At 32.9% G+C, this 19,864-nt stretch carries 13 protein-coding genes, 3 tRNA genes and 3 rRNA genes; 11 read left to right on the forward strand and 8 right to left on the reverse strand.

Annotation, left to right across the window (positions count from 1 at the left end):
* Window positions 1-5: 5 nt before the first annotated feature.
* The 7 genes from BT997_RS05835 to BT997_RS05865 all read right to left on the reverse strand — a co-directional run bounded on the left by BT997_RS05835 (window position 6) and on the right by BT997_RS05865 (window position 6,826).
* The gene (locus BT997_RS05835; RefSeq protein ID WP_072680516.1) at window positions 6-1,292 is read right to left on the reverse strand and encodes a citrate synthase; all 1,287 of its coding nucleotides are present in this window, start codon (window positions 1,290-1,292) and stop codon (window positions 6-8) included.
* Between the two features lie 18 nt (window positions 1,293-1,310).
* Window positions 1,311-2,570, reverse strand: a complete 1,260-nt coding sequence (gene nuoF, locus BT997_RS05840; RefSeq protein ID WP_072680517.1) for an NADH-quinone oxidoreductase subunit NuoF — start codon at window positions 2,568-2,570, stop codon at window positions 1,311-1,313.
* Window positions 2,570-3,046 carry an NAD(P)H-dependent oxidoreductase subunit E gene (gene nuoE / locus BT997_RS05845; RefSeq protein WP_072680518.1) on the reverse strand — a complete coding sequence of 159 codons (477 nt, stop codon included), beginning with the start codon at window positions 3,044-3,046 and terminating at the stop codon, window positions 2,570-2,572. Before nuoE ends, nuoF begins: the two co-directional genes overlap by 1 nt.
* Complete coding sequence (locus tag BT997_RS05850; RefSeq protein ID WP_072680519.1) at window positions 3,046-4,680, reverse strand: NADH-quinone oxidoreductase subunit D; 1,635 nt, start codon at window positions 4,678-4,680, stop codon at window positions 3,046-3,048. Before BT997_RS05850 ends, nuoE begins: the two co-directional genes overlap by 1 nt.
* Window positions 4,673-5,188, reverse strand: coding sequence for an NADH-quinone oxidoreductase subunit B (locus BT997_RS05855; RefSeq protein ID WP_072680520.1), 516 nt, complete (start codon window positions 5,186-5,188; stop codon window positions 4,673-4,675). Before BT997_RS05855 ends, BT997_RS05850 begins: the two co-directional genes overlap by 8 nt.
* Window positions 5,179-5,541, reverse strand: a complete 363-nt coding sequence (locus BT997_RS05860) for an NADH-quinone oxidoreductase subunit A (protein ID WP_072680521.1) — start codon at window positions 5,539-5,541, stop codon at window positions 5,179-5,181. The genes BT997_RS05855 and BT997_RS05860 overlap by 10 nt, the downstream gene beginning before the upstream one ends.
* Window positions 5,542-5,671: 130 nt before the next feature.
* On the reverse strand, window positions 5,672-6,826 hold the full coding sequence (locus tag BT997_RS05865; protein WP_072680522.1) for a MalY/PatB family protein: 1,155 nt from the start codon (window positions 6,824-6,826) through the stop codon (window positions 5,672-5,674).
* A gap of 114 nt (window positions 6,827-6,940) precedes the next feature.
* Here BT997_RS05865 and BT997_RS05870 point away from each other — a divergent pair, with 114 nt between their 5' ends.
* Window positions 6,941-8,755: a menaquinone biosynthesis decarboxylase gene (locus BT997_RS05870; RefSeq protein WP_072680523.1), complete on the forward strand. Its 1,815-nt coding sequence runs from the start codon at window positions 6,941-6,943 to the stop codon at window positions 8,753-8,755.
* A gap of 16 nt (window positions 8,756-8,771) precedes the next feature.
* Here BT997_RS05870 and BT997_RS05875 read toward each other — a convergent pair whose 3' ends face one another.
* Window positions 8,772-11,045 carry a diguanylate cyclase gene (locus BT997_RS05875; RefSeq protein ID WP_072680524.1) on the reverse strand — a complete coding sequence of 758 codons (2,274 nt, stop codon included), beginning with the start codon at window positions 11,043-11,045 and terminating at the stop codon, window positions 8,772-8,774.
* Window positions 11,046-11,235: 190 nt separating this feature from the next.
* On the opposite strand from BT997_RS05875, the gene BT997_RS05880 reads away from it, so the two are divergent.
* The 10 genes from BT997_RS05880 (at window position 11,236) to BT997_RS05925 (ending at window position 19,861) form a co-directional block, all read left to right on the forward strand.
* Window positions 11,236-11,514 carry a hypothetical protein gene (locus tag BT997_RS05880; protein WP_072680525.1) on the forward strand — a complete coding sequence of 93 codons (279 nt, stop codon included), beginning with the start codon at window positions 11,236-11,238 and terminating at the stop codon, window positions 11,512-11,514.
* Window positions 11,495-12,064 carry an aminodeoxychorismate/anthranilate synthase component II gene (locus BT997_RS05885; protein WP_072680526.1) on the forward strand — a complete coding sequence of 190 codons (570 nt, stop codon included), beginning with the start codon at window positions 11,495-11,497 and terminating at the stop codon, window positions 12,062-12,064. Before BT997_RS05880 ends, BT997_RS05885 begins: the two co-directional genes overlap by 20 nt.
* Window positions 12,065-12,183: 119 nt before the next feature.
* Window positions 12,184-13,257: a glycosyltransferase family 39 protein gene (locus tag BT997_RS05890; protein ID WP_258239432.1), complete on the forward strand. Its 1,074-nt coding sequence runs from the start codon at window positions 12,184-12,186 to the stop codon at window positions 13,255-13,257.
* 128 nt (window positions 13,258-13,385) lie between these two features.
* Window positions 13,386-13,880 carry a type II secretion system protein gene (locus tag BT997_RS05895; protein ID WP_258239433.1) on the forward strand — a complete coding sequence of 165 codons (495 nt, stop codon included), beginning with the start codon at window positions 13,386-13,388 and terminating at the stop codon, window positions 13,878-13,880.
* Window positions 13,881-14,245: 365 nt separating this feature from the next.
* Window positions 14,246-15,762 (forward strand): 16S ribosomal RNA (locus BT997_RS05900).
* Window positions 15,763-15,878: 116 nt separating this feature from the next.
* Window positions 15,879-15,955: transfer RNA gene (locus tag BT997_RS05905), tRNA-Ile, on the forward strand.
* Window positions 15,956-15,990: 35 nt separating this feature from the next.
* Window positions 15,991-16,066: transfer RNA gene (locus tag BT997_RS05910), tRNA-Ala, on the forward strand.
* Window positions 16,067-16,417: 351 nt separating this feature from the next.
* Window positions 16,418-19,328 (forward strand): 23S ribosomal RNA (locus BT997_RS05915).
* A gap of 130 nt (window positions 19,329-19,458) precedes the next feature.
* Window positions 19,459-19,574: ribosomal RNA gene (rrf, locus tag BT997_RS05920) — 5S ribosomal RNA — on the forward strand.
* The 16S, 23S and 5S rRNA genes sit together here with 3 tRNA genes alongside, the layout of an rRNA operon.
* A 211-nt stretch (window positions 19,575-19,785) precedes the next feature.
* Window positions 19,786-19,861 (forward strand) — tRNA-Thr (locus BT997_RS05925).
* Window positions 19,862-19,864 lie beyond the last annotated feature (3 nt).

Genomic DNA, 19,864 nt, shown 5'->3' on the forward strand with positions numbered 1-19,864 from the left:
ATTTTTTATTTACCTGTATATAATTGTCTAGGTCTTGCAATTTTTGCAGTTGGATCTTGTTTTAACTCAGACCATTGAGTAATCCATCCTACTGTTCTACCTATAACAAAGATTGGTGTAAACATCTCTACTGGAATTTTAAGAGCTGTTAAAATAACACCTGAATAGAAGTCAATATTTGGGTATAAACCTCTATCTTTAAAATAATCATCACTTAATGCTGCTTTTTCAACTGCTGCTGCTACATCTAATAATTGAGAATCAAGATTTAATTCTTCTCTTAATTTATCTTGTAAACCTTTTAATGACTCAGCTCTTGGATCTCTGTTTTTATAAACTCTATGTCCAAATCCCATAAGTCTAAATGGGTCATTTCTATCTTTAGCTTTCGCAATATAAGTTGGTACGTTTTTAACATCACCAATTAATTTTAATTGATCCATTACTTTTTCATTAGCTCCACCATGAGCAGAACCCCATAATGCAGCAATACCAGATGCAATTGATACATATGGATGTGCTTCAGTTGAACCAACAGCTCTAACTGTTGTAGTAGAAGCATTTTGTTCATGATCAGCATGTAAAGTAAAGATAGCATCTAACGCATCAACTTCTACTTGTTTGATTTCATCATTTAATCCATCTCCAAGATTTTTCATCTTACCACCTGGATAAGCTCTCATCATGTATAAGAAGTTTTCAGTGAAGTATCTATCTACATCTGGATAAATCATTGGAACACCAATTGAGTTTCTATAAGCCATCGCCGCAATTGTTGGCATTTTTGCAACAATTCTTCTTCTCATTTCTTTAAATTGGTCTTCGTCTTCTAAGTTTAAGTGCTCTTTGTAAAATGTTGATAATGCCATAACTGCCGCACCAAGTGTTGCCATTGGATGTGCATGGTCAGGAAATGCATCAAAAATTCTAATTAAACCTTCATGTACAAAAGATCTATGTCTAATCTCTAAATCAAAACCTTTTGACTCTTCAGGATTTGGTAATCTACCTCTCATTAATAAATAACAAACATCTAAGTAAGAGTGTTTACCTGCTAAATCCGCAATATCAATACCTCTGTATCTAAGTTCAGAGTTTTCTCCATCAATAAATGTGATTTTAGAATCACAAGAAGCAGTAGAAGTATAACCAGGGTCGTAAGTAAACATACCTGAATCTTTGTAGAAAGATCTGATATCTACAACATCAGGACCTCTTGTTCCACTAATAATATCGTACTCATACGATTTACCATCTCTGTTATCTGTTAACGTAAAAGTATTTTTCGCCATATTTTCTCCTTTTTTAAATTAGTTTTTGAATTGTGCTTCAAATTCATGTCTGTACTTTTGTACAATACTCTTGATGATATCTTTCACAGCCGGCGCGAATACACAAACAGTTTTACCATTCATTGTTTCACAAACATCAAGAATTGTCTCTAAGTCAGCAGTTGAACCATCTCCATTTAAAACTTTTTCGATAATTTTATCAATCCACCCTGTACCTTCTCTACAAGGTGTACATTGTCCACAAGACTCGTGGTGATAAAACTCAATTAAGTTTTTAGCAACATCAACCATAGAAACACCTTCTGGAATGATCATCATTCCTCCTGTTCCTAGTGTTGAACCAATATCCCACATAGATTCGTAATCTAAGTAAGCCTTCTCAACTTCTTCGGCGGTTAAAATAGGGCATGATGCACCACCAGGGATTACAGCTTTTAGCTTTAATCCATCTTTCATACCCCCTCCGATTTCATTGATAACATCAATCATCTTGTTTCCGTAAGGCATTTCATAAACACCTGGGTTCTTAACAGGACCACTCATCGCAAAAAGCATAGTTCCTGGAGCTTTTTCGGTTCCATATTTTGTATATGATTCATAACCATTTTGTACGATATTTGGAACAGATGCAATTGTTTCAACATTGTTTACAGTTGCTGGCATATCATAGAACCACTCACACTCTTTACCATGAGGCTTAAGTCTTGGGTGTCCTCTTTTACCTTCGATTGATTCAATAAGTGCTGATTTTTCACCACAAATATATGCTCCACCACCTCTATGTACAGTGATGTCAATTGGATAATCATATTTACCCATTACTTTTTTACCAATGATTCCAGCTTCATAAGCTTCATCAATAGCATTGTTTAATTGGTCAATAAAAAATTTATACTCACCTCTAATGTATATGAATGACTCATGTGCACCTATTGCATAACATGAACAGATGATACCTTCGATTAAAAGATGTGGGTCATATTGGAAAATTTGTCTATCTTTAAAAGTTCCAGGTTCTGATTCATCTCCATTACAGATTAAATATCTAGGTCTTTCATCAATTGGAGGCATAAGTTTCCATTTTGGTCCACAAGCAGCACCACCACCACCTTTTCCTCGTAACCCACTTTTACAAACTTCTTCTGTAACATCTTCTGGTTTCATAGTAAAAAGTTTATCAATCGATTCATATGCACCATGTTTTAATGCAACTTCTAATTTATGAGAATCTGGGATGTCAAATTTTTTACTTACAATTTTTACAATATCAGCAGCCATTATTTACATCCTTCTATGATATTTTTTAATTTATCTACAGTTAGATTTTCATGATATGTATGATTTAATGCAATCATTGGAGCACCACCACAAGCACCTTGACATTCAACTTCACTTAAATGAAATCTTCCATCTTCACTTGTTTGTCCAGGTTCTATACCAATAGTTTCTTTTATGAATTTTTTAAGCTCTGGTGCTCCCATAAGCATACAAGATAGAGTTTTACAAAGCTCAATATGATATGTTCCAATTGGTTTTAAGTTGAACATTGTATAAAATGTTGCAAATTCATATACTTCAATTGGTGTTTTATTTAATTTATCTGCAACAAAAATCATTGCATCTGGGCTTACCCATCCTTCTTGTTCTTGGACTAACCATAATGCAGGAAGCATCATCGCATCAATTTTTGGATATTTTTTTGCGATTCTTTGGAACTCTTGTTCTTTTTCTTCAGTATATTTAAATTTACTCATTATCTATCAAACTCCCCTGCAATAAAGTTCATACTTGCCATTGTTACAACAGCATCTGCTAACATATTACCTTCTACAATTCTTGCATACGCACCTAATGAATAATAACAAGGTGGTCTACATTTAACTTTATATGGTGTTCCACTTCCATCACTAGTTATGTGGAATCCTAACTCTCCATTTCCACCTTCAGTTGCAGAATAAAATTCACCTTTAGGAACTTTAATTCCTTCAAATGTAAGTTTAAATTGATTCATTAACCCTTCAATATTTCCATAAACATCATTTTTAGATGGTAAGAAAATTGCTGGATGTTGAACGTTAATTTCACCATCTGGCATCTCTTTCATTGCTTGTCTTATGATTTTCATAGATTGTCTCATTTCTTCAAATCTGCACATGATTCTGTCATAAACATCACCATGTGATCCAACAACTACATCAAAATCAAAATTTTCATATCCATAATAAGGTGCATCTTTTCTTAAGTCAAAAGGAACACCTGCTGCTCTTAAGTTAACACCTGTAATACCAGCATCAAGGGCAAAATCAGCTTTTATAACACCAACATCCTGTGTTCTATCATGGAATATTCTATTATGCTCAACTAAAGACAATGAGTCTTCAATAGCTTTTTCAACATCTTTTAAAACATCTTCTAAATCTTCTTCAAAACCATCATATAAATCAAATTCTAATCCACCAACTCTTGTATAACTATTAGTAAGTCTAGCCCCTGTCAATTTTGAGAATAAATCATATGCTTTATCTCTTGGTGCAAAAATATACCAGAAGTTAGTAAGTCCACCTAAGTCAACCATATTTGCTGCATTACAAACAATATGATCAGTAAGTCTGCTTAATTCACCTATAACAATTCTAATCATTTTAGCTCTAGGAGTTATATCAACATCTAACATATCTTCTACTGCTTTACAATAACCAATATTATTTAACATTGCAGAACAATAATTTAATCTATCAGTATAAGGAATGATTTGAGAGTAAGAGTGATTTTCACATGATTTTTCAAAACCTCTATGTAAGTAACCAATTTCAGTAACACAAGCTGTAATTGTTTCACCTTCCATTGCTACGAAGTTTCTAATTGTACCATGAGAAGCAGGGTGTGAAGGTCCAACGTTTAACATCATTAAATCTTCTAAATCAGTCTCTTTATAACCTTTTGATTTTAATAAAGGGATCATTTCATCCATTAAATCTTCAGTTTCTGTACAAATTTGACCTTTTGTAATTTCATAATCTTTTCTTAAAGGATGACCTACAAATTGGTGGTGATTAAGAACTCTTTTTAAATTTGGATGTCCTTTAAATCTTACACCATATTGATCAAATACTTCTCTTTCTGCCCAATCAGCAGCAAAGAAAAGATCAGTAATAGAGTCTACTTCTAAAGTATTATCGTCTACATAAGTTTTGATTGTTAAATGTTTTTTAAAGTTGCTTGTTCTTAAAATATAAATTACTGCAAACCTAGATGGTGTGATATCTGGATATTCTGAAAAGTCAATTGCTGTAACATCTAATAATAAGGTATAATCTTCTTCATTTTTTAGTCTTGATATTGTTGATTTTATTTCACTTGCATCAATTAGCATATCAGCTTTAAGCATCTAGAATCCCCTTGAAGTTTGTAGCTCTTTCTTTAATAATTGACTCATCGAAAGATTTTTCTTGAATTCTCATAATTGCATCTAAAACAGCTTCAGGTCTTGGTGGACAACCTGCTACATATTCATCTACTGGAATTACTTCATCAATTCCTTGTAGGGTTGTGTAGTTATCATAAAAACCTCCAGAAGAAGCACATGCACCCATAGAAATAACCCATTTAGGTTCACACATTTGATCCCAAATTTTCTTTAGAACAGGAGCTTGTTTATATGAAATTGTTCCTGCTACAATAAGTAAGTCTGCTTGCCTTGGAGAAAATCTTACAACTTCTGCTCCAAATCTAGAAATATCATATTTTGCTGCTGCAACTGACATAAATTCAATACCACAACATGCAGTACCAAATGCCATTGGCCACATAGAGTATGATCTAGCCCAGTTAATTGCTTGGTCAAGTTTTGTAGTGACTATTGAGTCACCTAAATTAGCTTCTGCGCCTAATCCCATGATAATGCCTTTTTCTTATACATATAAATTAGTCCTGCAAAAAGAAGTCCAATAAAGATAAACATTTTAACAAGACCTGCGTATCCTAGGTCCAAAATATTAACAGCCCAAGGAAACATAAAAATAATTTCTACATCAAATAATAAGAAACCAATAGCTACTAAGTAGAACTTAACAGAGAATCTTATATTAGTGTTTCCAATTGGATTGGTTACACCACTTTCGTATACAGTGTTTTTTAATTTGTCGTCAGTATTATTTGGCCCAAGATATTTAGTAAGTAAGAATACTCCTACTAAAATAAATGCAATTGAAACAAAAATTACAGACGAAAGAATTAGATGTGTTGACATAATCTATCCCATATATTTAATTGTTTTGATGATTATACAACAGTTTGAGTTATGAAATGGTCATATGTGATATTAAAGTGACACATTATTTTTAAGTTGAGAAGAATTGTAATACTCTTCTTTTTTGTTTTTAAAAATGTGTAACAATTTTACACAATGCATTTTCTAAATCAGCTTTTGGCAAAGCAGAATTTAGTCTGAAAAATCCCTTGCCTTCGGGGCCAAACGATGTACCATCATTCAGTGCAACTTTAGATTCTTTTAGTAACTTTTGTTTGACTTTTGCATGTGAAATAGAATAATTTTTAAAGCTAAACCAAAGTAAATATGTTGATTCTGGCTCTAAAAAAATAATTTTTGAATTATTATTTTTTAAATATTCTTTAGTAAAATTTATATTTAAGTTTAAATATCCTAATAATTCTTCTAGCCATTCTTCACCAAATTCATATGCTGCTTCTAACGCTGTAAATCCAAAAACATTTATTGAATGTAGTTCTCTTTTTTTTACAATATTTTCATATTTTTCTAATATTTCTTTATTTTCACAAATTGCATATGCGCAATTTAATCCTGCAATATTAAATGTTTTTCCAGGAGAGTTTAGTGTTAATGTAATATTTGAAATCTCTTTTGATATAGATGCAAGAGGAGTAAATTTTTTAAATACAATATCTGCATGAATTTCATCAGAAATAATTGTAATATTGTTTTCAATACATATTTGCGCAAGTTTTTCTAATTCATCTTTATTCCAAACTCTTCCAACTGGATTGTGAGGAGAACATAAAGTTAAGATTTTTGTTTTTGGAGTAATTTTTGATTTTAAATCTTCAAAATCCATTGTGTAGTAGCCATCTTTTTCTTTTAATGGATTTGTAACTAGAACTCTTTTATTTTCTTTTATACTTTTAAATAATGGAAAATATACTGGTGTTTGTACAATAATTTCATCACCTTCATTACTAAGTGCTTCAATAGCGGCAGAGTATGCAGGAACAACACCATTTACAAATGAAATCCAATCAGTTTTTATTTCCCAATCATGCCTTTTTTTCATCCATTCTTGTACTAACGAATAAGTTTTTTTTGTTGCTTTTGCATAACCGTAGATTCCATGTTGAGCTCTTTTTATTATTGCATTATTTATTACTTCTGGTGTTTTAAAATCCATATCGGCAACCCATAAAGGCTGTAAGTCTTCTTCTCCAAAATAAATATCTAAAGCATCATATTTCACACAGTTTGTATTTTTTCTATTAATAGTTTCATCAAAGTTATACATATTATTACTCTTCATTATAAAAATTGTTATATGATATTTAAATTAATATTGCAAAAATATAAAATAAGATAGAATATCAAATATTTTAAGCATAATAAAAATTTGGGATAGATAATGAAAGAAGCTATAGAACTATTAAAAAAACATGATTTACTAAGAGTTATTGATAATGAATTAGATATTTATTTAGAAATACCTCATATAGCCTATGTTGAAGTTAAAAAAGAAGATTCAAAAGCAATTTTATTTACAAATGTTGTAGATAAGAAAACTGGTAAGAAATTTAAAGAACCAGTTTTGATGAATGTATTTTGTAATGAAAAAGCAGTAAAGCTATTTATTGGTGATGGTGATAAAATTGGAGCTGAGATAGAAAGCCTTCTTAAAATGAAACCGCCAACAACTTTAAGTGAAAAGCTTTCAACTTTTGGGAAACTCTTTAGTTTAAAAAATACAATTCCTAAAAAATTAAAAGGAAAAGGTGAATGTCAACAAGTTATTAAATTAGGAAAAGATGCAAAGCTTTCTGACTTGCCTGTGTTAACTACTTGGGAACAAGATGGTGGACCTTTTATTACTATGGGGCAAGTTTATACAACTTCACTTAATGGTGAGATGAAAAATTTAGGTATGTATAGACTTCAGGTTTATGATGATCATACTCTTGGAATGCATTGGCAAATTCATAAAGATTCAAATCACTTTTTCCATGAATATAAAAAAGCTGGTAAAAAAATGCCAGTATCAATTGGTATTGGTGGAGACCCCATGTATATTTGGTGTGGACAAGCTCCTTTACCAATAGGTATTTTTGAACTTATGTTGTATGGTTTTGTTAAAAATAAAAACGCTCAACTGGTAAAATCTATTACAAATGATATTTATGTTCCAAAAGATAATGACTATATTATTGAAGGTTTTGTTGACCCTAGTAAATTAAGAATTGAAGGTCCTTTCGGTGATCATACTGGTTATTATACTCTTGAAGAAGAGTATCCATTTATGGAAGTAAGTGCAATTACTACAAAAGAAGATCCAGTTTACTTAGCAACAGTTGTGGGTAAACCACCTTTAGAAGATAAATATATGGGACATGCAACAGAAAGAATTTTCTTACCACTACTAAAAACAACTGCTCCTGATTTAATAGATTATTATATGCCAGAAAATGGAGTTTTTCATAATCTAATTTTAGCAAAAATAAAAACTCTTTATCCTGGACATGCACAACAGATGATGCATGCCTTTTGGGGAGTAGGGCAAATGTCCTTTGTAAAACATGCAATTTTTGTAAATGAAGATGCACCAGATTTAACCGAGCATGAGGCAGTTACAGAATATATATTAAATAGAATAGATATAGACGATTTAATGATCACAAGAGGTGTTGTTGATGCGCTTGATCATTCATCTCCTAAATTTGCTGTTGGTGGAAAGCTTGGTCTTGATTGTACAGGTGATGAGATTGCTGAAGTAGGTATAAACTTATTATCTGATGCTGAATTATTATCTAAAATGCAAACTATTACTTCTGAAGTAAAAGATTTAAAACAATACTTTACGAATACAAAAAATCCAGTTACAGTTATCACTGTAGATAAAACTAGAAGCCAAAAAGATTTATTTGAGGATTTAAAACCTCTATATGAAAATATAAAAATATTAATCATTGTAGATGCAGCAAATCAAAATGATGTTGAGAATACATATATGTTAGTTTGGAGAGTTGTTAATAATATAGACTCAAATAGAGATATTTATATAAATTCTAATACTCTTTGTTTAGATGGTACAAATAAAAATAGTTTTGATAACTTTGAAAGAAGATGGCCTGATGATGTTGATTGTACAAAAGAGGTTCTTCAAAGTCTTAGAGATAGAAATATTTTAGATGTAAGTGATGAACTTATAAAACAGTATCAACTATAATTGTAAAAGTAGTATTTTATACTACTTTTACATTGTTTTTCCCATTTCTTTTTACATAATACATTGCATCATCTGCTCTAGTTAATAAGGAGTCTCCTGAATCAGTCTCTTCGAACTGAGAAACTCCAAAACTACAAGTAACTTCTTTCTCGATATTAAAATCAGTTGCAGAAATTTTTTCTTTTAGTATATGAGCAACATTTGTTGCTTTAATTTTATTAGTTTCAGGTAAGATAATTACAAATTCTTCTCCACCCCATCTTCCAAAAAAGTCTGTGGAACGTATATTATTTTTTACTACTGTACTAAGTTTGATTAGAACTTCATCGCCAATTGCATGACCTAGTTGGTCATTTATTAGTTTAAAATCATCGATGTCAAAGAAAATTATTGATAATTCTCTTTGATATCTTTTTACTCTAATTAATTCTCTATTATATAAAGATTCTATTTTTCTTCTATTATAGACATTTGTTAATGCATCTACATTTGCAACTTTATGTAGCTTTTCTTCTATTATTTTACGCTTTTTTACTTCTTTATTTAATTTCCTATTACTTATTATTACAATAATTATAATTATTAACAAAGGAACAACTATTTTATAAAGCCATGAATAATCTATTGTTGTTTGATATATAACTGAATAATATTTATTTTTTATTTTATATTTTTCTTCATCTTTAATTGTATATATTGCTTTATTTAAAATATTTTTTAAAATTTCATTTTCATTATTTAGAAGAAGTTTCATTTTAAATTTTTCATCAAAGGTACCAGAAATTTTCATATTTGTTAAGCTTTTTTGAGTTATAGCATAAGACAAACTAGGTAGTTTGCCAATCAATCCAAAAACTTTTTTCTGAGAAGTTAGTTTTAAGCCTTCTTCAAAATCATCAACTTCTACATAATTAATATTTGGGTATTTATTTTTAAATAGGCTATATAAAGTTGAATATTTTGAAATTGCAATTCTTTTATTGTCTAATTCACTTATATCAGAAATAAATGGCTTATTTATTAAAGTGGCTAATCCAATTTTTATATTTGTTATAGACTTAGTAGTAGTGGTATTTTTAGTATAATCATTACTAGAATAGGCAAATTTTATATAATTAACATTATTTTTTATCTCTTTAACTGCTTCATAGCTTTCTTCAATGATATTAATATTCTTTTTTATATTTAGTTTCTTTGTAATTATATTCCAATAATCTAATTCTATACCACTAATTATCTTATCATTTTTTATTGTGAATGGAGGAAAATTAGAGTTACTTAAAAGTGTGATAGGATTATCTTTTAAATAGTCTTTTTCTTCTTTACTTAGAGCTATTTTGTTTACGTCATAAATTAAATCATCTAACCTAAAATTTATTGCATCTTTTTTTAATCCTAATAATAAATATAATCTTTTTATTTCTTCTATTTTTTCAAGATCTATTTTTCCTAATAATCCCTTGTCATATTGAGCTAGCTTTTTTAGAGCGTAACCTTCATAAATTAAAGAGTCTAAAGATTTTTTTTGAGTATTAAATTTTTCAAAAATTAATTTTGAAGTTTCTTCTATGTTATTAAAAGCATATTCCCAACCTTTTAGTGTTGCTTTATAAATACCTTTTACTCGTGATGGATGATTATTTAATTCATCTTTTGATGTAAATAGCAATCCTCCATAAAAATCAAATCCATAATCACTTGGATTATGTATTGTAAAATCTATATTTTTTTTACTTAGGATATATGGTTCATTAGAAATATAACAACCCATTGCATCTGTTGTTCCATTTATTAAATCTTCTAATTTAAAAGAGTGAGGCTGAAAATTTATATCTTTAAGTTTTAAACCTTGAGATATAATCATAGAGTTAATACTCGCAGTAGATCTTGCATCAGGAGTTAACATCACTTTTTTATTTTTTAAATCAGTAGGCTTATTAATATTTGAGTTTTTAAGTGAAATTAATACCATAGGTGATTCTTGATAAATAGCAGATAATAATACAACTTGCTTACCTTCTAATCTATCAATTATTAATGATGATTTTCCTATTGCATATTCGCTTTTAAAATTTAAAACATCGTCTAATAAATTCACATTGAAGTTAAATTCTTTTATATTTACATCTAAACCTTCATCTTCGAAATAGCCTTTCTCTTTTGCTATGTAATAACCTGCAAATTGAAATTGATGAAGCCAATCTAATTGAATAGAAACTTTTTCTAGATTTTTTGCTGTAATATTTGACATTAATAAAATAAGAATAATTAACAGTTTAGATAAATTCATTCAGCAAGTATATCTTAAGTTTTATAAAATTATTTAAGTTTTTTAATATAAAATTAAAAAACTTAACATCGCTTATTTAATGGTATTTCTATAGGTTATTCTAAATAATTTATAAAGTTATTAGAGATAAAAAATACAATTTAATTGTAATATTGCTATAATAACTTTTTTAAAATTTAAAGGTGTTTTTATGAGTGTTATATTTGAAGCTAGAATAAAAAATAGAGGAGAAGGTCCTCACGATTGGTTTATTGAATTGACAGATACTGTAGATAATAGAGTAGAAGTTTGTAATAATTTAGAAGAGTTTTCTGAGAAGATTGAAAAATTAGGTGCAGACTATGGGGGACAAATCGATGAAGTTAAGTGGTTTCAAGATGAAACTATTACTTCAGAACAATATTCGGAAATTAATGCAGGAATGAGGAAGTTTGAAGAGGAATTAAATAATGATTCTAATGATAGATAATTATGACTCCTTTACTTATAATATTGTTCAATATTGTTTAGAATTAGGAGCTGATTTAAAAGTTATTAGAAATGATGAATTAACTGTAGAAGAAATTGAAAAGTTAAATCCTGAGAAGATTATAATTTCTCCTGGTCCAGCAACTCCTGATGATGCAGGAATTTGTTTAGATGTTATTAAACATTTTGCAGATAAAAAACCAATATTTGGTATCTGTTTAGGTCATCAAAGTATCGCGCAGGTATTTGGGGGTGAAGTAATTCGTGCAAAAAATATGATGCATGGAAAAACTTCAAAAATTAAAATTACGAATGATACAACTCTATTTAATGAATTGCCAAAAGAGTTTACTCAAACAAGATATCATTCTTTAACGGTTAAAAAGGAGAACTTACCAAGTTGTATTGTTCCCACTTCAGTAAGTATGGATGATAATGAGATAATGTCTTTAGAAATAAAAGATAAAGATATTTACGGTGTTCAATTTCATCCTGAATCTATCATGAGTGAGCATGGGTTTAAAATTATTGATAATTTTTTAAAGTTATGAAACTAACAGATAATATATATAAATATTTATTTCCTAGTATACTATTTATAGTATTATCTATTTTACTATACACAGCAAATAATCTTAGTATTTCTTATAAAGAAGCACTTAATGTGTTTGTGAATAATTCATTATTAACGATTCTTACAAATAGTTCAATATATATTTTTGGTCAAAATGATATTGCTTTAAGACTGCCATTTATAATATTTTATACTCTATCAGTAATTTTAATGTATAAAATTACTGAAGATTTTTTTAAAAAAGAGAGTGATAGATTAATATCCATAAGTATATTTATGGTTTTACCTGGACTTTTAAGTGCCTCTATTTTAGTAAATAGTGCTATAGTAGTTACCTTTTTTACTTTATTATATATATACTATTATAAAAGTGTTAAAAAACATTCTTACATATTACTCGTTTTATTTTTGTTTATAGATAATTCTTTTGCAATTTTCTTTTTATCTTTGTTCTTTTATTCATTAAATAAAAAGGATAATAAACTATTAGTTATATCTTTAGTTCTTTTTGGTCTATCAATGGGAATCTATGGATTTGATACAGGAGGTAAACCAAGAGGATTTTTAGTTGATACTTTTGCTATATACGCTTCAATTTTTTCTCCTTTATTATTCATATACTTTTTTTACTCTATATATAGGAGTGGAATAAAAAATGATAGAACAATAGTTTGGTACATATCTACTACATCATTAATATTTTCTCTTTTATTTTCTTTTAGACAACGTATTTATATTGAGGACTATGCGCCTTTTGTAGTTATATTCTTACCTTATATGGTAAAAATATTTTTTCATACAGTTCGAGTTCGGCTTCCACAATTTAGATATAGACATAATAACATTGCTATATTGGTCATTTTTGTTTTATTTGTAAATGTTCTTCTTACAATTGTAAATAAACCTTTATATTTAATATTAGAAAATCCAAAAAAACATTTTGCTTATAAATATAATTTGGTGAAAGAATTATCTGTTGAATTAAAAATGAATAATATCAATGAAGTAAACAGTGAAGATGAAAAATTAATATTAAGATTAAAGTTTTATGGAATTGATGAAGGTAATAAATATTACATTAGTACAAAAGAACAGTATTTTTATGATTTAAAATTACCAATATCCTATTATGGAAAAATAATACAAACAGCTTACATTATAAAAAACTAATGAAAAAAGCCTTTTTTCTTATTGAATTAATATTTGTAATTTTAATATTAACAATAATAGGAAGCTACATAAACATTAAAATCCAAAACAACAAACTCAATGACGCGACAAATAGACTACTACTTTATTTGAAAGAAACAAGATATCAAGCTTTAATAGATAATAAATATGAATCAAATGATAATTTATGGCACAAAAGTAGATGGACATTGAAGTTTTTTAGATGTAATAAAGATATTGGAGGCATATATTACTCTATATATAGTGATATTAATCAAACTGGCCATCCAAATTTTAATGAAACATTAAAAGATCCATTAACAAATAAAAGAATTTATTCAACAAATAGATGTGAAGATAAAGAAAACAGAAGTAAATATGTATTGCTAACAAAAGAGTATGAGATAAAAGAGATAAAGATAAGCTGTAATAGAAGAAAAAGTATAGGACAAATATCATTTGGAAATGAAGGGAAAGTATATTCAAGATTAAGTGCATATGAAAATGAATATAAAGAGTATGAAATAGAAAATAGGTGTAAAATCAAGTTAATCTCGGAAAACAAGGACTTTAAAGAGATAATAATAGAAGCAAATAATGGATTTACATATATAAATAAATAGTAAAAGCAAAAGAAATTAAGAATTTAAGCCAGTACTAAGAAAAAACCCTTGACAAGAGAGAAAAAATCTATTATAATTCCCGTCCAAAAACAGAGGAACGACATCAAAAGTGATTGATGAAGAGCCGATGGGATTGATGTTCTTTAACAACTTAAGGTTTGTAAGAGTAATCTTTATAAACCGAATATGAGATACTATTTAACTACTTATAATATGTAAGTAGTAAATAAAACATATTGATAAATTATTAACAAGAATATGGTAAAACATATCCTTGTCTATTAAGCTCTAGTCTATTAAAAGATTAGAAACTTTTGAGTGATGATTTTGTAGAAATACAAAAATTGTCAGTTTCAAACAATTCATTTATGGAGAGTTTGATCCTGGCTCAGAGTGAACGCTGGCGGCGTGCTTAACACATGCAAGTCGAACGAGAACGGACTATAGCTTGCTATAGTTGTCAGCTAAGTGGCGCACGGGTGAGTAATATATAGTTAATCTGCCCTAGAGAAGGGGATAACGTTTGGAAACGAACGCTAATACCCTATATGCCTTTAAAACATAAGTTTGCAAGGGAAATATTTATAGCTCTAGGATGAGACTGTACGGTATCAGCTAGTTGGTGAGGTAATGGCTCACCAAGGCAATGACACCTAACTGGTTTGAGAGGATGATCAGTCACACTGGAACTGAGACACGGTCCAGACTCCTACGGGAGGCAGCAGTGGGGAATATTGCACAATGGAGGAAACTCTGATGCAGCAACGCCGCGTGGAGGATGACACTTTTCGGAGCGTAAACTCCTTTTATATAGGAAGATAATGACGGTACTATATGAATAAGCACCGGCTAACTCCGTGCCAGCAGCCGCGGTAATACGGAGGGTGCAAGCGTTACTCGGAATCACTGGGCGTAAAGAGCGTGTAGGCGGGTTAATAAGTCAGATGTGAAAGCCAATGGCTCAACCATTGAACTGCATTTGAAACTGTTAATCTAGAATATGGGAGAGGTAGATGGAATTTCTGGTGTAGGGGTAAAATCCGTAGAGATCAGAAGGAATACCGATTGCGAAGGCGATCTACTGGAACATTATTGACGCTGAGACGCGAAAGCGTGGGGAGCAAACAGGATTAGATACCCTGGTAGTCCACGCCCTAAACGATGTACACTAGTTGTTGCTATGCTAGACATAGCAGTAATGCAGTTAACACATTAAGTGTACCGCCTGGGGAGTACGGTCGCAAGATTAAAACTCAAAGGAATAGACGGGGACCCGCACAAGCGGTGGAGCATGTGGTTTAATTCGACGATACGCGAAGAACCTTACCTGGACTTGACATAGTAAGAACTTTCTAGAGATAGATTGGTGTCTGCTTGCAGAAACTTATATACAGGTGCTGCACGGCTGTCGTCAGCTCGTGTCGTGAGATGTTGGGTTAAGTCCCGCAACGAGCGCAACCCACGTCATTAGTTGCTAACACTTCGGGTGAGAACTCTAATGAGACTGCCTGGGCAACCAGGAGGAAGGTGTGGACGACGTCAAGTCATCATGGCCCTTACGTCCAGGGCTACACACGTGCTACAATGGGGCATACAAAGAGCAGCAATACCGCGAGGTGGAGCAAATCTCAAAAATGCCTCCCAGTTCGGATAGCACTCTGCAACTCGAGTGCTTGAAGTTGGAATCGCTAGTAATCGTAGATCAGCAATGCTACGGTGAATACGTTCCCGGGTCTTGTACTCACCGCCCGTCACACCATGGGAGTTGAACTCATTCGAAGCGGGGATGCTAAAGTAGCTACCCTCCACAGTGGATTCAGCGACTGGGGTGAAGTCGTAACAAGGTAACCGTAGGAGAACCTGCGGTTGGATCACCTCCTTTCAGAGAAGAGAGTAACTATTCGTTTAGTTACTCCAAAGCTAACAAAGTTAGCAAATAATTTAAATAGTAAGTTCATGTTCGGTTTATAAAGATTATTTAAAAAATAGGTGAAAAATGGGCCTATAGCTCAGCTGGCTAGAGCGCTCGACTGATAATCGTGAGGTCCCAGGTTCAAGTCCTGGTAGGCCCACCATGATTTAGATAATCTTATATGAAAGATTAATTCGTGGGGATATAGCTCAGCTGGGAGAGCGCCTGCCTTGCACGCAGGAGGTCAGCGGTTCGATCCCGCTTATCTCCACCATCTAAAAACAAATCAAAGAAAAGAACAAATAAAAAATCAAATATAAGTACTAAAGAAATAGTATTTATATTTGGTTTTCGAATCAAAATGTTATTTAAAAATTTATTGTTAAAGTCTTTAATTTTTTCGTAAAATTATTTTTCGTATGAAAATAATTTACAAAACAAAAAAATTTTATATCATATTAATGTTTAAAACGAAAGTTTTAAATAAAAGTATAGATAGACACAACTATGTTATTGAATCTTTGTATTTAATAAGATAGTAGCCAAGGAATAATTATTCAAAAACAAGGTTAAATACAGAGATGTATTTATTCTCAAAGGTAGGATAACGAGAGTTATCTTATTAAAATAAGCTATTAAGGGCTAATGGTGGATGCCTAGACTGTAAGAGGCGATGAAGGACGTACTAGACTGCGATAAGTCTTGGGGAGCTGTCAAGAAGCTTTGATCCAGGAATTTCCGAATGGGACAACCCAGCATATAGCGATATATGTTACCCGCAAGGGGGCGAACTCGGTGAAGTGAAACATCTCAGTAACCGAAGGAAGAGAAATCAAATGAGATTCCGTTAGTAGCGGCGAGCGAACGCGGATTAGGACAAACCCTATGCTTGCATAGGGGGTTGTAGGACCAAGATATGAGACTAGAGAAAATAGATGAATTACCTGGAAAGGTAAAGCATAGAAGGTGATACTCCTGTAATCGAAATTTTCAATAGCTCTATTGGTATCCTGAGTAGGACGGAACACGTGATATTTTGTCTGAATCTAGGGGGACCACCCTCTAATCCTAAATACTACTTACAGATCGATAGTGAACAAGTACCGTGAGGGAAAGGTGAAAAGTACCCCAGTGAGGGGAGTGAAATAGAACCTGAAACCATTAGCTTACAATCATTCGGAGCCCTATGATTTATCAGGGTGACGGACTGCCTTTTGCATAATGAGCCTGCGAGTTGTGGTGTCTGGCAAGGTTAAGCCAAGTGCGAAGCCGTAGCGAAAGCGAGTCTTAATAGGGCGAATTAGTCAGATGCTGCAGACCCGAAACGAAGTGATCTATCCATGAGCAGGTTGAAGCTGGTGTAAGAACTAGTGGAGGACCGAACCGGTGTGCGTTGAAAAGTGCTCGGATGACTTGTGGATAGGGGTGAAAGGCCAATCAAACTTCGTGATAGCTGGTTCTCTCCGAAATATATTTAGGTATAGCCTTATGTAGTAACATATAGGGGTAGAGCACTGAATGGGCTAGGGCTGCTTACCGCGGTACCAAACCCTATCAAACTTCGAATACTATATGCGTAATCATAGGAGTCAGGCGTAGGGTGATAAAATCCTATGTCGAGAGGGGAACAACCCAGACTAACAGCTAAGGTCCCTAAGTTACATCTAAGTGGAAAACGATGTGGAGTTACTGTGACAACCAGGAGGTTGGCTTAGAAGCAGCCATCCTTTAAAGAAAGCGTAACAGCTCACTGGTCTAGTGATTCTGCGCGGAAAATATAACGGGGCTAAGATGTACACCGAAGCTTTAGACTCAATTTATTGAGTGGTAGGAGAGCGTTCTATTCAGCGTTGAAGATGTACCGGTAAGGAGCGTTGGAGCGGATAGAAGTGAGCATGCAGGCATGAGTAGCGAGAAAAGAGGTGAGAATCCTCTTCGCCGAAAACCCAAGGTTTCCTACGCGATGCTCGTCATCGTAGGGTTAGTCGGGTCCTAAGTCGAGTCCGAAAGGGGTAGACGATGGCAAATTGATTAATATTTCAATACCAACAAATAAGCGCGATGTGGGGACGCATAGAGTTAATCGAGCTCACTGATGGAATAGTGGGTCGAAGGACGTAGGTCGTATCTTAGGCAAATCCGGGATACACGAGACCGAGATCTTACAGGCTATTGACACTCTTCGGAGGAGATTTAGAATCGATGATACTGTCGTGCCAAGAAAAGCCACTAAGTTTATTATTTGTTGCCCGTACCGTAAACCGACACAGGTGGGTGGGATGAGTATTCTAAGGCGCGTGGAAGAACCCTGGTTAAGGAACTCTGCAAACTAGCACCGTATCTTCGGTATAAGGTGTGCCTACTTCTGTATAGAGATTTACTCTCAAAAGCGGACGAGGTTGCAACAAAGAGTCCCTCCCGACTGTTTACCAAAAACACAGCACTTTGCTAACACGTAAGTGGATGTATAAGGTGTGACGCCTGCCCGGTGCTCGAAGGTTAACTGATGATGTTAGATTTATCGAAGCATTTGATTGAAGCCCGAGTAAACGGCGGCCGTAACTATAACGGTCCTAAGGTAGCGAAATTCCTTGTCGGTTAAATACCGACCTGCATGAATGGCGTAACGAGATGGGAGCTGTCTCAACCAGGGATCCAGTGAAATTGTAGTGGAGGTGAAAATTCCTCCTACCCGCGGAAAGACGGAAAGACCCCGTGCACCTTTACTACAGCTTGACACTGTAGCTTGGATATTCTTGTGCAGGATAGGTGGGAGGCTTTGAAACGTAAACGCTAGTGGACGTGGAGCCATCCTTGAGATACCACCCTTGAATATTTGAGTTACTAACTACGTAGAGTTATCCTCTACTAGGACAATGTCTGGTGGGTAGTTTGACTGGGGCGGTCGCCTCCTAAAAAGTAACGGAGGCTTACAAAGGTTAGTTCATGGCGGATGGAAATCGCCAGTTGAGTATAATGGCATAAACTAGCTTGACTGTGAGACATACAAGTCGAACAGAGACGAAAGTCGGTCATAGTGATCCGGTGGTTCTGTGTGGAAGGGCCATCGCTCAAAGGATAAAAGGTACGCCGGGGATAACAGGCTGATCTCCCCCAAGAGCTCACATCGACGGGGAGGTTTGGCACCTCGATGTCGGCTCATCGCATCCTGGGGCTGAAGCAGGTCCCAAGGGTATGGCTGTTCGCCATTTAAAGCGGTACGCGAGCTGGGTTCAGAACGTCGTGAGACAGTTCGGTCCCTATCTTCCGTGGGCGTAGGAAAGTTGAAGAGATTTGTCCCTAGTACGAGAGGACCGGGATGAACGTACCACTAGTGTACCAATTGTTCTGCCAAGAGCATCGTTGGGTAGCTACGTACGGATGAGATAAGCGCTGAAAGCATCTAAGCACGAAGCCAACTCTAAGATGAACTTTCCCTGAAGATCCCAGCAAGACTAGCTGGTTGATAGGCTAGATGTGTAAGCGTTGTAAGACGTTTAGCTGACTAGTACTAATAGATCGTTTGGCTTATTTTTATTACTTGGTTTACTATCTTATTAAGTACACCATTCAAAACATATTGTGAAAGACTTTAACATATATTTAACTCAATCAATGAGTTGAGTACAAAGCAAACTTTTTTAAGTTTGTTTGATACTCAATTTTGCTGGTGGTTATAGCGAGATGGAAATACCCAGTCCCATTCCGAACCTGGAAGTCAAGCATCTCTGCGCTGATAATACTGCAGGTTTCACTTGTGGAAACGTAAGCCGCTGCCAGCTTTGAGTATTGTTTCTCAAAAAGATTATATCTTTTTAAGGCACAGTTTTTAAACTTAGCTTTTATCTTTATTCAGTTTTACTGGATTAGGATAAGAGCTTTTTTTTTAGCTATATTTTTTAGAATATTATCCATATACTTTTTTTATTATTTTTATTTATGGAGTTTTTATTCTATTTCTATTCTTTATTTTAGGATTATTTCTTCTTATTTGCTTGCATAGCTCCAATGGTAGAGCAATTCCATGGTAAGGAAGAGGTTATCGGTTCAACTCCGATTGTGAGCTCCATCT

Source organism: Arcobacter sp. LA11 (assembly GCF_001895145.1).
In the GTDB taxonomy this organism is placed as follows: domain Bacteria; phylum Campylobacterota; class Campylobacteria; order Campylobacterales; family Arcobacteraceae; genus Halarcobacter.